This is a genomic window from Novosphingobium sp. GV079, assembly GCF_003058045.1.
GTDB lineage: Bacteria > Pseudomonadota > Alphaproteobacteria > Sphingomonadales > Sphingomonadaceae > Novosphingobium > Novosphingobium capsulatum.
In genome coordinates this window covers 1-12,213 of sequence record NZ_QBUE01000033.1, presented here as the reverse complement: position 1 = coordinate 12,213, position 12,213 = coordinate 1, and the positions used below count along the sequence as shown (strand labels likewise).

The window sequence follows — 12,213 nt, the reverse complement described above, 5'->3', positions numbered from 1 at the left end:
TCATCTTCACGTTCGCCAGCTCGACACCCGTGCCATCCGCCTTCACCCGCGGCTTCACGTTGTAGTCGATCACCCGCTTCACGCAGACCAGGGCTCTCATTGTGGTGCACTCTCATCAACGGCGTGGACAGAAACGAAGGGCCGCCCACGATGGAGCGGCCCCGGGATTTTTTGCCTGGCCCTCACCGGGCCATGTCAAGATCAGAAGCGATAGGCGATGGACGCCCCATAGACCGCCGGTTTGCCACGATAGCGGATCAGCGTGTCGAGATAGGTCGAGATCGCCGTGGTGTAGGTCTTGTTGGTCACGTTGCGGCCATAGATCGTCCCGCGCCAACGCCCGTCGGCCGAGCCCACGCCGATCCGCGCATCGAGCGTGGCATAGCCGGCGATCTCGAAATCGTCGGCGGGCAGCGCCGCATTGTGGAACGTGGTGTTCTGCCGGCCCTGGTACGTCAGTGTGCCGCCCAGAAAGCCGACGAGGTTGTCACCGATGGGGCGTTCGTACTGTGCGTCAAAGTTCGCGCTGAATTTGGGCGTATAGGGCAGCTCGGAATTGCGGAAATTGCCGGTATAGCCAGCAGCGTTATAAACTGCCTGCCCGTCAGGGGTTTTGGAATAGTCCGAGGTCACCTTGGCCTTGAGGTAGGTCGCGCTCGCGCTCAAGTGCAGGCCGGCCAGCGGCTTGACCACCAGTTCACCCTCGATCCCGAAAATATAGGACTTGGGCACGTTGAGCATCTTTTCCAGCAAGCCAAACACGGGATCGGCAATCCGCCCGCGAACCTGCTTGTTGGAATAGTCGTAGTAGAACGCCGCCGCGTTGAGCTGGACCTTACGATCCGCCAGCGGCGCCTTGAAGCCGGCTTCGAATGCCAGCACCTTTTCTTCGGTAGCGGGGGTATATTGCAGGATACGCGAGGCGCCGATCGCCGAGAACGTGCCGGCCTTATAACCCTGGCTGACCGTGGCATAGAGCAGTGTGCCCTGGTCGAACTTGTAATTCACACCCGCGCGGAACGACACGTTGTCTTCCTGCAGGTGGCTGGTGACCGGGCTGAGCGTCGATTTGGCCGTACCCAACAGCAGATCGCCTGATGTCGGGAAGCACTGGCCGGGCAGGATGGTGATCGGCACGCTGTTGAGCGCTGCACCATAGATCGTCGCCGTACCCTGCGCGGTGTCGATGGCAGGGTCGTTGTAGCAGTAGGTCGCGCTCTGCTTGTTGTTGGTGTAGCGGATACCGCCCTGGATCGTCAGGTTAGGGACGATTTCGGCTTCGGCGTTCGCAAACAGCCCATAGGAGCGCATTCTGGACGCGTAATTGTTCAAGGTGAGCGTAATAAGCCCCAGGTTGCCCGAATAATCGTTCAGCTGGAAATAGTTGTTCTGTGATGTACGCACGTTGTCATAACTAGCCCCGACGATCCAGTGCAAGGTCGGCGAGTTGCCTGCCAGGCGCAGTTCCTGGTTGAACGACCGAACATCGCCAAACAGCGGCACATCGACTGCACGGGCAGTGGTTCCGTCGAGATCCTGGTTGTAAGCCAATTTCTGCTTGGCGAGGGCCGTGACCGACGTGACCGTGATCGTGTCCGTCACATCCACATCGATGCGCCCGGCAAACTGGTAATAGCTGTTGTCTGACTTGCCCAGCAACCCTTGCGTCCATTCCGCATCGCGCGCGTTGTTGCTGATCTTCGTGCCCAGCACGGCGCGGGCGCCGGCCGCAACGGCCGGATCTGGGCCATTGAGCCGGCTGACCAGCGTGGATTGGGCACCCAGGAAGCTGCCGCTATACCCGGCCGAACCGGGCGTGGTCAGATCGGCGTAGCGCTTGGCATCGACGTAGCCATAGGGGTTGCCTGACGCGGCGAGTTGCGACTGGCTGCCATAGATATCGTAGATCGTGCCAGCATATTGCGGGGCCAGCGGATCGGACCGATCGCGCGAACCGGTGGCCATGAGTTCGATCTTAACGCCATCGGCCGGGGCAATGTCGACGGTCAGGCGCCCCATGATCTTGCGCGCATCACCGTTGTCGTCGTTGGGCCGGGACAGGCTGCGCTGCCACGCGCCACCGCTGATTCCCTTGACTGCAAGCCGTGCGGAAATCTTGTCGCCCAGTGGACCGCTAACGAAACCGCCGATTTCGGCGCGATCGAAGCGTTCGTAGGAGGCGTTGAAGCCAGCATGGAAGTCAGGCGTAGGCTTGCCGACGATGTAATTGATGGCACCGCCGGTAGAGCTTTGCCCGAACAGCGTGCCTTGCGGGCCCTTGAGCACTTCGACCCGCTCGATATCGAGATCGAGCGCGTCAGACATGACCGGCACGTTGCGCGGGATCTGGTCGGTATAGACCGAAACCGAGGGCGGCGCGCCAAAGGTCGCGTCGTAAAGGCCGATGCCGCGCAGGGTGAATACCGGCGTGGAATAGAGCGACTGAGTGAACGTGAAGCCGGGCACCAGCTTGGCGAGGTCAGCCGGGCCGGAAACGCCACGCTGGAGCAATTCCGAACCAGATGCCGCAGAAATGGTCAGCCCGACACTGTTGGCCGACTGCTCGCGCTTGTTGGCGGTCACGATAATTTCCGGCGCCGCCGTTGCCTCTTCCGGCTTGGCGTCGGGCTTGGCGGCTGCCTGGGCCAACGCGGTGTCGGCCGACAGGATCGCCAGCGCAACAGCGGCTCCGCCGAACAGATATTGTTTATTCAGGCGCATCTCTACCTCCCATTTTTTTCTGTTAGATCAGGTAAGCAGGCATCTATCCGCGTTGCCGCGGGGCGTCGGCTCAACCGGCGATCATCGCCCCGTCGACCACGTGCTCGGCACCGGAAACAAACGACGCCTCATCCGACGCCAGGAATACGACGACATTGGAAACTTCATGCGGCTGGGCTAGCCGCCCGAGGGGAATGGCCGCTGCGGCACCCCCGCCATGCTCGTCGGTGGCGGCCACCATCATCGGCGTAAGAATGTAGCCGGGATGCACGGAATTGACGCGGATGCCATCCTTGCCGTGCCATACCGCCATCAGCTTGGTCATTCCGCGCACGGCCCACTTGCTGGCGCAATAGGCGGCGTTCGACGAGGCGGCCGCGCCGACCATCCCGGCAATCGACGATACGTTGACGATCGAGCCGCCGCCTGCGCCCTGCATGCCCGGCAGCACGGCTTGCATCCCAAGGTACGTCCCCAACTGGTTGACGGCACAGACCTCCAGGAATTCGGTCTCGGTGAGATCGAGCACGCCCTTGACCGGGCCGATCACGCCCGCATTGTTGACCAGCACGGTGACCGGGCCAAATCGCGCTTCCGCCACGCCCACCACGCGCCGCCAACCTGCTGCATCGGCCACGTCATGCTCGACGAAGCAGGCAGCTTCGCCCAGTTCGGCCGCGATGGCTTCACCGCGCACAGCATTGACATCGGTGAGCACCACCTGCGCCCCTTCGCGCACGAAAGCGCGGGCATGGGCCTCCCCCATGCCTTGCGCGGCGCCGGTGATGATCGCAACCTTTCCGGCAAGGCGCGACATGGTCAGGCCACTCCTGCCACGGCCGGGGCGCCGATCTGCGGCGCTACGTCCTGTGCCAGCAGTTTCATCGAATGCTCCCATGGCTCGGGATTGTCGATATAGTCGTGGCTGTAGACCAGCAGCGTGCCGAACGGACCGCCCAGGTCGTCGCACCAAGCCTGGATCTTCTGGCGTACCGTTTCGACGGAACCCACAATCCACACATGCTCGGCTAGGTATTCCGCATCGACCGTGTCGGGATCAACCGAGGGATCGTGCAGCAGGCCCTTGAGCACACCAAACCGCTTGTACGTCGGCTTGATGTAGCTTTCCCAAGCGAGGCCCAGCCCGCCCTCTAGCGCCAGCTTCCGCGCCTCGGCGTCGGTCTCGGCAACGACGACGTCGCGCACCACACGGTGGGCGGAGCGGTCGCTCAGCCGCCCGGCCCGCTCCATTTCCTCGCGATAAGTTTCGAAATGGCTGCGCAGGAATGCATTGCCCGCATAAACCGAGGCTGGGATGAAGCCATGCCGGCCGGCGAAAGTAATCGAGGGCGACGGTGCAGACAGACCGGTCATCGCCATCTGCATCTGCCCGCCCCACGGGCGGGTATCGCGCAACGGGTGGGCCGGATCACTCTTCGGATAGCCGGCATTCCAGAACTGGCCTTCCATCTGGAACGGTTCGTTGTTCCACACCCGCTCCATAATGTCGATCGCCTCGAGCATCATGGCGTGGTTCTTGCTCATATCCGTAATGCCACGCACCGCCGCATCAGTGGGATAGGCCCCCGTGGCGACACCCAGCATATAGCGACCTTCCAGCACCTGACTGAGCCAGGCCGTCTGAATGGCCAGAGTTGCGGGGTGATGGTAGGGCAGCAGATGCGCCAGCGGGCCGAACTTGATCTGGCTCGTCTGGGCTGCGGCAGCGGCGATCACCAGTTCCGGACTGGGAATGCTTTCCCAGTCCAGCGTGCCGTGTTCACCAACCCAATATTCGCTGAAGCCGACGCGGTCGGCATGGATCGCCTGCTGTACTGCCCAGTGAAAAACCTGCTTTGCCGTCCGCTCGGGACGGAGAAACGGGGTCTGGAACATGCCAATTTTCATGGGATCACCTCGTTGGTCGGACGTCACAGCGCGGCCCCGCAAGCCGGGCCTGCCGTCAGCCGAAATCTTTCCATTCGATGATGCAGCCATCGCCATCAAAGCGGATGAAACTGCAGAATTTGAGCCGGAACACTGCCCCGGCCTTGCCAAAACCGGGCAAGTCCACGCTTGGCGTGCCGACATACCAGGCCTGGCGGATGACCGTGTCACCGACCTCGAGGACCAAGTCTGCATCTTCGAAATGACGATCGGGAACATAATTTTCGGCAAAGCCGCGCAAGACCTCGAGCAGCGCGTCGCGCGACGTCAACGTGAAGTCGCGGTTGTAATGGGCAAAATCCACATCCGGTGCCATCATATCTGCCATCGCATTGAAATCCTTGGCATTGTAAGCCTGGATCAAGCGCTCGGCACGGTTGGCAAGGTCGGCCATCGTCCTCTCCGCGAATTCAGGTGGTTCTCCGAACCCATGCATTGCCGCATGCAGCGCGCATCTCCACCGCGCTTGCGGAAATGCTCGATTCGAGCCCTGCTTGTTTGTTGCAAGGAGCCTAGATTCCCGAAAGGACGTCGTCAATTTTTTTCGACGTTTTGTCGGGTTATTTTGGAAACGTCATATTATCTAGTTGTTTTTAGGCGACATTATCATTCCAAACCGACTCTTGGTCGGCAACAAATATCCTGATAGTAGCATACAACCCCACTATAAGGCTGCTCGAATGCCCCTATCGACCCGCGGGATTGACGCGCAAGACTGCAACGACACTGCACCCGAGGATCGGGCCGAAGCCGGCGACCACGCTTGGGACACGCTGCTCGAGCTCGTCACCAGCCGCCCCAAGCGCGCTCCTGACCGCAAGCAGAACCGCAGCAAGCGCACGGAACAGCAAATTCTCAATGCCGCCCTGCGCGTCTTTGCGCGGGACGGCATCTCGCGCTCGCGCATCGCCGACATCGCCGCCGAAGCCGGGATATCCACGTCCACGCTCTACGAGTATTACAAGAGCAAGGAAGACCTGGCGTACGACCTGCCCAATTCGCATCTGGTCAGCTTCTTTCAGGAGTATCGCGCCGCGGTTGTCGGAAAAACATCCGCGCGCGAAAAGCTCCTGCTCTACCTATCCATGTCCGCCGATTTCGCGCGGGAACATGCCGATTGGGGCCGCCTGTTTTATCTGGAAATTTGGCCGAGCGTGCTCGTCAGCGAAACCGAATTGCGCCACAGCGTCGATGATTTTGCGCGGATCGCACGCTACCTCATCGACGAAGGCGTCCGCCAGGGTGAATTTCCCGCCGGCCGGAACAGCTATGAAACAGCGTCACTGCTGCTCGGCGCGGTCAACCAGGTGATCATCACCTGGCTGCTGTACCGGCGCCCGCGCAACCTGACGAAAGCCAGCGCGGAGATGGCCGATCGCGTCATCACCATGATCGCCAACGAACGCCCCTGACACCCTTGCCGGCGCACCAGCGCCTTCGACGCCCGCTTTTGACTACCCTTCACCCCCCTTCAGCGCTGCGCAGCCAACGCGTGTGAACACGCTTCCCAACCCGTCCATTCGTTGCCATAATATCCGAATTATCGTCGAGATTAATTGGGAGAGGCTTCATGGGACGACTCCAGGGCAAAGTTGCCATCATCACCGGTGCCGCACAGGGCATGGGCGCTGCCCACGCGCGGCGCTTTCTGGCCGAAGGCGCCGCCGTCACGATTACCGACATCGATGCGGAGCGTGGCGAAGCGCTTGCCCGGGAACTGGGCGAAAGGGCTGCGTTCTATCGCCTCGACGTTGCCGACGAAGAGAACTGGGCAGCGGTTGTCGATGCTACCGAGGCCCGCTTTGGCCCTGTCACCGCGCTGGTCAACAACGCTGGCATCATCGGTTCACCCACACGCTGTGCAGAGCTGACGCAAGCTGAATTCCAGCGCGTTTGCGCTATCAACCAGACTGCAGTGTTCCTCGGCACCAAGCACGTGATCCCCGCAATGATCCGCGCCGGCGGCGGCTCGATTGTCAACATATCGTCGATCTCGGGCATCGTGGCGATCTATGGCACCCCCAACGTCGCTTACGCCGCCAGCAAGTTCGCAGTGCGCGGCATAACCAAGCAAGTCGCCATCGAATACGGCAAGCAGGGCATCAGGGCCAACTCCGTCCATCCCGGCTATATCAAGACGAAAATGATGACTGACGCGCTCGACGAAGACGGCATCCGCGTGGCATCGGCCTCCGTCCCGATCGGGCGGGTGGGCGAAGTGGAGGATGTCTCCAACCTCGTGGTTTTCCTCGCATCCGACGAATCCGGCTTCATCACTGGATCGGAATACATCATCGACGGCGGCCTCACAGCCTTGTGAACCGGGTGTCGCGCAGGCGCAGTCGGCGCCTGTGCGACACGATTTCACTTGCGCAGCACGCCGCGCTCGCTAGTTATATCCGACGTTTTTTCGGATTTATGAGTAAGGCAAAGATGGACAACGCGAGCTCGATTGCGCCCGACGACACGGTCTTGCGCGCCGCCTTTCTGGAACAGATGCGCCAAGTGCCCGGTGCGGTTGCCATCATTGCCAGCGCGCAAGACGATGATGCCGGCGGGCTGGTGGCAACCGCCTGGTCCTCGCTTTGCGCCGATCCCCCCATGCTCCTGGCGTGCGTCAACCGTTCGGCCAGCGCGCACGATCTGATCCTGTCCACCGGAGCGTTCGGGCTCAGCCTGCTTTCGGCCCAGGACAGCGCCGTGGTGGGCCAATTCGCCGGCAAGGCCGCGCTGGCTGGCAAGGATCGCTTCGCCCCGGGATTGTGGCGACGCGGGCCCGCCGGCCAACCCCTGCTGGAAAGCGCGACAGTGGCGTTCGAGTGCGCGTTGGAAGCCACCCACTCGCACGGTACGCACACGATCCTGATCGGCAAGGTGGGCGCGATGCACCGCAATGCAACTGCGGCAGCGCTGCTCTATTTAGATGGCAAATTCGCATCAGCCGTGCCCGCGTGAACATTGCCCAATACAACCTAGCCCATAACAATATGCGTGGCAGAGAGGACCGAGCGGAATGATTAACAAGATCGTCGCCTCGATGGCCGAGGCCGTTGCCGATATGCAGGACGGCGCATCGATCATGATCAGTGGCTTTGGCGATGCCGGGGCTCCGGCGGAACTGATCGAGGCCGTGATCGCCCAAGGCGCCACGGACCTCACAATCATCAGCAACAACGCCGGCGCCGGCGAAACCGGCATCGCCGCGCTCATGCGGGCCAACCGCGTGCGCAAGGTCATCTGTTCATTCCCGCGACAAGCCGCCTCGCACCACTTCGACGCACGTTATCGCGCGGACGAAGTGGAACTGGAACTGGTCCCGCAAGGCAACCTCGCCGCCCGGATCCAGGCTGCGGGTGCCGGGTTGGGCGCGATCTTCACGCCGACCGGCTATGGCACGATGTTGGCCCAAGGCAAGGAAACCCGCGAGATCGATGGCCGCCATTATGTGCTGGAATATCCCATCCACGCCGATTTTGCGCTGGTGAAAGCGCGCGCGGCGGATCGCTGGGGGAACCTCGTCTATCGCAAGGTGGCCCGCAATTTCGGCCCGATCATGGCGATGGCCGCAAAGACCACGATCGTTCAGGTCGCCGAGATCGTCGAATTGGGCGCGCTCGATCCCGAAACCATCGTGACCCCCGGCATTTTCGTCGATCGCGTCGTGGCCATGCAGCCCGCGCCGACCGTCTGACCACCAGGAGACCTGACATGCAGCGCATGGACCGCAATGCCCTTGCCGCCCGCGTCGCGCGCGACATTCCCGAAGGGGCCTATGTCAACCTTGGCATCGGCGCCCCCACCATGGTCGCCAACTTCCTGCCCAAGGACAAGGACATCTTCCTGCAAAGTGAGAACGGCTTGCTTGGGATGGGGCCGGCACCGGAGCCCGAAGATATCGACTGGGAACTGATCAACGCGGGCAAGCAGCCCGTCACCATCCTGCCCGGCGGCTCCTATTTCCACCATGGCGATTCGTTTGCGATGATGCGCGGCGGTCATATCGACATCTGCGTGCTGGGCGCATTCCAGGTCTCGATCCATGGAGACCTGGCGAACTGGCATACCGGCGCGCCAGATGCGATTCCGGCCGTAGGGGGCGCCATGGACCTGGCGATCGGTGCCCGCGACGTGTTCGTGATGATGGACCTGCTCACAAAGTCGGGCGAGAGCAAGCTGGTGCGCGAATGCACATATCCGTTGACCGGGCTGGCGTGCGTGTCGCGTGTCTACACCGACGTCGCGATATTCGATGTCGGCCCCGACGGCGCTCACGTGATCGAAATGGTTGAAGGCATGACGCTGGATACGCTGCGCGCTCTTACCGGGCTTGAACTGGCAGAGGCATGATGATGTCACAGATGATCGATCTCGGGGCCTTCGTCCTCGAACATCGTGACGACGGCGTGGTGATCGTCACGTTCTCGCGTCCGCCGGTCAATGCCGTGTCGTTGACCGTCTATGAAGACATCGGCCGGCTGGCCGACTATGCCACGCAGCACGACAGCGTCAGGGTGCTGGTGATCACCGCCCCACCTGGTGCCCGAGCCTGGTGCGGCGGGGCGGACCTGCACGAGTTCAAGGGCATGACGGCCGCGCGCCGCAAGGAACGCTATCACTTCATCAATGCGCAGTTGCCGCGCTTTCACGCCATCGACAAGCCGATGATCGCGGCGATCGAAGCGGCGACCATGGGCGTTGGCATGATGCTGGCAGGCATGTGCGATCTGCGTGTCGCTAGCGAAAACGCCCGCTTTGCGTGCCCGGAAGTGGATTATGGGCTGATCGGGGGCAGCGCCGGGCTGTTTGCCACGCTGCGCATGCCGGAAGCCAAAGTGCGCGAGATGATCTACACCGGCCGCACTTTCACCGCGCGCGAGTTGGAACCGACTGGCTTCTTCAACTACGTGGTACCGCGTCCGGCCGTATTGCCCATTGCGCTCGACCTTGCCGAACAAATCGCCCGCAAGAACATGCCGGTGCTGCGCGCCCGCAAGCTGGCCTCGCTCGAATGGGAGGGGTCGGAATGGATGGACGCCTATCTCGAAGCGCAGGAGCTATCTTCGGCGCTCGTCGAAGATCCCGCCAGTGAAGCGGCCGTGCTCGCCGCCCTGCGCCGAGGCAGGGAACGCAAAGGCGCGAAAGCCTGACAACCCCGCGCGCGGGTGTTTCCGACACCGGCTGCGCACAGGCCGGCGCGAACTGGGGATTCGCGCCGGGCGGGTCTTTATGCGCCGGTCCAGTCCGGCTGCCGCTTTTCCAGGAACGCGGCAATGCCCTCGCGCTTATCGGCGGTTCCGAACAAAGCGGAAAACGCCTGCCGTTCGGCGCCTAGATGCGCGGCATGGGGCAAATCGAACGCGGCGTTGACCAGGCTCTTGGCCTGGCGGACTGCCACTGGCGCGCGCGCGGCGATGGCTTCGGCCAGAACCGTGGCGCGCGGGAGAGCAGCGCCGTCTTCGACGACTTCCAGGACCAGGCCCAATCGCTGTGCAGTGACGGCATCGATCGGCTGGCCCAACAGCACCATGTGCATCGCCGCCATGCGACCAACCACGCGCGGCAGGGTGGCGGTCCCCCCTGCCCCGGGGATGATCCCCAGGTTGCTCTCCGGCTGGCCAAAGCGGGCGCTGGCCCCGGCAATGGCCAGATCGCAGCACATCAGCAACTCGTTGCCCGCACCCAGGCACCACCCTTCGACCGCCGCCACGATAGGCTTGGGAAAAGCGCGGATGCGGGCCCAGTTTGCCGGGCGTGGATCGGCCAGCGCCCCAGCGACGCCCTTTTCGATCAATTCGTTGATGTCAGCCCCGGCGGCGAACACTTTGGCAGAGCCGGTGATCACCACCGCCCGGATCGCAGCGTCACCTGCTGCGGTGTCAAGCGCCTCGGCCACCAGCGCCAGCAGCGGGGTTGCCAAGGCATTGCGCTTTTCCGGATTGTTCAGCGTCAGGGTCAGCACCCCCGATGGCGCGCGATCGACGAGCAGCAGGCGAGAATTGTCGGTCATGCCAAATTCACCCAATATTGCGAAGGTTGGTACATCGCTTGTCCGGTCGCTGCAGCAATCGCGCGCAGCGCCTCGATCAGCGCGGCCACGCCGAAACGACGCGCCCAGGCGCAGGGCCCGAAAGGATAGTTGGCGCCAAAGCGCAGCGCCGCATCGATACCGTCCTCGTCGCTGATCTGTTCCAGCACGGCATCGCCCGCAGCATTGGCGATCTGGGCCAACGTGCGCAGCACAACCAGACCCGGCCGATCCGCAAGGCGATAGGCCTCAAGCCCCCATTCCGCCAGCTTGGCTTCCACCGCAGTCGCGGCATCATCGTCGCTGGCGGCGTAACCGATCGAACCGGCGCAACTCTCGTCGAACCAGTCGAGCACCACCACCGGGCGGCCGATCTCGCGGGCTTCGTCCCGCGCAGTCCGCCCACGCGAAACCCGGACCTGAACTTTGCCTATGTCGAACGTCGGCAGGCACCAGTGCAATTCGGCCGGCTTGGGCGCAACGTCAGCCGGGATCGCGGCACCAGGCGTAGTCGGCCGCTCGAAGCCCTTACCCTGGGCATAATCATAGACCCCGCGACCGGTCTTGCGACCCAGCCAGTTGGCATCGACCAGGGCTGACTGCGCCAACTGGGGCACGAACCGAGTCTGCCCGAAATAGGCATCGAACACCGAACGCGCGACGGCAAAGTTCACATCCTGGCCGATCAGATCGGTCAGTTCCAGCGGCCCCATGCGAAAGCCGGCGGCGTGCTTGAACAGGTGATCGATCACGTTGGCTGGCGCGCCATGCTGCTGCAGGCACGTGAATGCTTCGCCATAAAATGGCCGCGCCACGCGGTTGACGATGAAGCCGGGTACGTCGGCAACCGGAACGCCGACCTTGCCCCAGCGCGTGGCCACATCGGCCACGCGCGCCGCCACGGCGGGATCGGTCGCCGGCCCGGAAACCAGTTCGACCAGCTTCATCACCGTTGCCGGGTTGAAGAAGTGCATCCCCATGAACCGGCCAGGGTGGGCAAGCCCACGAGCCAGTCGTGCGATAGGCAGCGAGGACGTGTTGCTGGCAATCACCGCATCGCTGCGCAAGTTGGCTTCAAGCGCCGCAAACAGGTCCTGCTTGATCGCTAGGTTCTCGACGATCGCCTCGATCACCAGGTCGCAATCGCGCAATCCGGCCGGTTCGTCGGTCCAGACCAAGGTATTCAGGATAGCCTCCGGTTGCCCGGGCTCAAGCTTTCCACGCGCCACAAGAGTGGCGAGACCTTTGGTGATCTGGTCGCGGCTGCGATCGCGCGAGAGCGCATCGACATCATAGATCACGACGGGATGGCCGGCCTGCGCCGCCACCTGGGCAATGCCGCTGCCCATCGTGCCGGCGCCGCAGACACCGATCCTGGATATCTCGTTCACGTCTCACTCTCCGGTGTTCTTGAATCGGTCCGGCTCAGGCCGCGCAGCCGCCCGAGCAGCCGCCAACGGCTTTCATCGCGCGCAGCGGCTCTTCGCCTTCCATGGGCCTCAGGCCCAGGCGCGCGAACA

Annotated in this window: 12 protein-coding genes and 1 pseudogene; 6 read left to right on the top strand and 7 right to left on the bottom strand. The window is 62.8% G+C overall.

Features of this window, described 5'->3' with window-relative positions; genetic code table 11:
• The 5 genes and pseudogenes from C8K14_RS21645 to C8K14_RS21625 form a co-directional block, all read right to left on the bottom strand.
• Window positions 1–100: pseudogene (locus tag C8K14_RS21645) on the bottom strand (electron transfer flavoprotein subunit beta/FixA family protein); the annotation flags it as partial.
• A gap of 101 nt (window positions 101–201) precedes the next feature.
• Complete coding sequence (locus tag C8K14_RS21640; RefSeq protein WP_107719147.1) at window positions 202–2,721, bottom strand: TonB-dependent receptor; 2,520 nt, start codon at window positions 2,719–2,721, stop codon at window positions 202–204.
• Between the two features lie 70 nt (window positions 2,722–2,791).
• Window positions 2,792–3,538 (bottom strand): glucose 1-dehydrogenase, encoded by a 747-nt coding sequence (locus C8K14_RS21635; RefSeq protein ID WP_107719145.1) that lies wholly within the window; start codon window positions 3,536–3,538, stop codon window positions 2,792–2,794.
• 2 nt (window positions 3,539–3,540) lie between these two features.
• On the bottom strand, window positions 3,541–4,617 hold the full coding sequence (locus tag C8K14_RS21630; RefSeq protein ID WP_233251190.1) for an LLM class flavin-dependent oxidoreductase: 1,077 nt from the start codon (window positions 4,615–4,617) through the stop codon (window positions 3,541–3,543).
• Between the two features lie 67 nt (window positions 4,618–4,684).
• Window positions 4,685–5,062: a nuclear transport factor 2 family protein gene (locus C8K14_RS21625; RefSeq protein ID WP_107719142.1), complete on the bottom strand. Its 378-nt coding sequence runs from the start codon at window positions 5,060–5,062 to the stop codon at window positions 4,685–4,687.
• A 286-nt stretch (window positions 5,063–5,348) separates the two neighbouring features.
• Between C8K14_RS21625 and C8K14_RS21620 the strand changes: the two genes are divergently transcribed.
• The 6 genes from C8K14_RS21620 (at window position 5,349) to C8K14_RS21595 (ending at window position 9,815) form a co-directional block, all read left to right on the top strand.
• A complete protein-coding gene (locus C8K14_RS21620) occupies window positions 5,349–6,080 on the top strand; it encodes a TetR/AcrR family transcriptional regulator (protein WP_107719140.1) in 732 nt (243 codons plus the stop codon).
• A gap of 158 nt (window positions 6,081–6,238) precedes the next feature.
• Window positions 6,239–6,988 carry a glucose 1-dehydrogenase gene (locus C8K14_RS21615; RefSeq protein WP_107719138.1) on the top strand — a complete coding sequence of 250 codons (750 nt, stop codon included), beginning with the start codon at window positions 6,239–6,241 and terminating at the stop codon, window positions 6,986–6,988.
• A 113-nt stretch (window positions 6,989–7,101) separates the two neighbouring features.
• Window positions 7,102–7,623 (top strand): flavin reductase family protein, encoded by a 522-nt coding sequence (locus tag C8K14_RS21610; RefSeq protein ID WP_062788754.1) that lies wholly within the window; start codon window positions 7,102–7,104, stop codon window positions 7,621–7,623.
• Between the two features lie 58 nt (window positions 7,624–7,681).
• The gene (locus C8K14_RS21605; protein ID WP_107719134.1) at window positions 7,682–8,359 is read left to right on the top strand and encodes a 3-oxoacid CoA-transferase subunit A; all 678 of its coding nucleotides are present in this window, start codon (window positions 7,682–7,684) and stop codon (window positions 8,357–8,359) included.
• 17 nt (window positions 8,360–8,376) lie between these two features.
• Window positions 8,377–9,015 (top strand): 3-oxoacid CoA-transferase subunit B, encoded by a 639-nt coding sequence (locus tag C8K14_RS21600; protein WP_107719132.1) that lies wholly within the window; start codon window positions 8,377–8,379, stop codon window positions 9,013–9,015.
• The gene (locus C8K14_RS21595; protein WP_233251189.1) at window positions 9,012–9,815 is read left to right on the top strand and encodes an enoyl-CoA hydratase/isomerase family protein; all 804 of its coding nucleotides are present in this window, start codon (window positions 9,012–9,014) and stop codon (window positions 9,813–9,815) included. The genes C8K14_RS21600 and C8K14_RS21595 overlap by 4 nt, the downstream gene beginning before the upstream one ends.
• 77 nt (window positions 9,816–9,892) lie before the next feature.
• Here the strand turns inward: C8K14_RS21595 and C8K14_RS21590 are convergent, their stop codons facing one another.
• Window positions 9,893–10,675, bottom strand: a complete 783-nt coding sequence (locus C8K14_RS21590; protein WP_062788749.1) for an enoyl-CoA hydratase-related protein — start codon at window positions 10,673–10,675, stop codon at window positions 9,893–9,895.
• Window positions 10,672–12,084, bottom strand: coding sequence for a 3-hydroxyacyl-CoA dehydrogenase NAD-binding domain-containing protein (locus tag C8K14_RS21585; RefSeq protein ID WP_107719130.1), 1,413 nt, complete (start codon window positions 12,082–12,084; stop codon window positions 10,672–10,674). The genes C8K14_RS21590 and C8K14_RS21585 overlap by 4 nt, the downstream gene beginning before the upstream one ends.
• Window positions 12,085–12,213: the final 129 nt, after the last annotated feature.

Excerpts from the sequence above, each read along its gene's own strand:
- C8K14_RS21630 (WP_233251190.1), bottom strand. The coding sequence starts at position 4,617 with ATGTTCCAGACCCCGTTTCTCCGTCCCGAGCGGACGGCAAAGCAGGTT.
- C8K14_RS21605 (WP_107719134.1), top strand. The coding sequence starts at position 7,682 with ATGATTAACAAGATCGTCGCCTCGATGGCCGAGGCCGTTGCCGATATG.
- C8K14_RS21600 (WP_107719132.1), top strand. The coding sequence starts at position 8,377 with ATGCAGCGCATGGACCGCAATGCCCTTGCCGCCCGCGTCGCGCGCGAC.
- C8K14_RS21640 (WP_107719147.1), bottom strand. The coding sequence starts at position 2,721 with ATGCGCCTGAATAAACAATATCTGTTCGGCGGAGCCGCTGTTGCGCTG.
- C8K14_RS21620 (WP_107719140.1), top strand. The coding sequence starts at position 5,349 with ATGCCCCTATCGACCCGCGGGATTGACGCGCAAGACTGCAACGACACT.
- C8K14_RS21635 (WP_107719145.1), bottom strand. The coding sequence starts at position 3,538 with ATGTCGCGCCTTGCCGGAAAGGTTGCGATCATCACCGGCGCCGCGCAA.
- C8K14_RS21610 (WP_062788754.1), top strand. The coding sequence starts at position 7,102 with ATGGACAACGCGAGCTCGATTGCGCCCGACGACACGGTCTTGCGCGCC.
- C8K14_RS21615 (WP_107719138.1), top strand. The coding sequence starts at position 6,239 with ATGGGACGACTCCAGGGCAAAGTTGCCATCATCACCGGTGCCGCACAG.
- C8K14_RS21595 (WP_233251189.1), top strand. The coding sequence starts at position 9,012 with ATGATGATGTCACAGATGATCGATCTCGGGGCCTTCGTCCTCGAACAT.
- C8K14_RS21625 (WP_107719142.1), bottom strand. The coding sequence starts at position 5,062 with ATGGCCGACCTTGCCAACCGTGCCGAGCGCTTGATCCAGGCTTACAAT.
- C8K14_RS21590 (WP_062788749.1), bottom strand. The coding sequence starts at position 10,675 with ATGACCGACAATTCTCGCCTGCTGCTCGTCGATCGCGCGCCATCGGGG.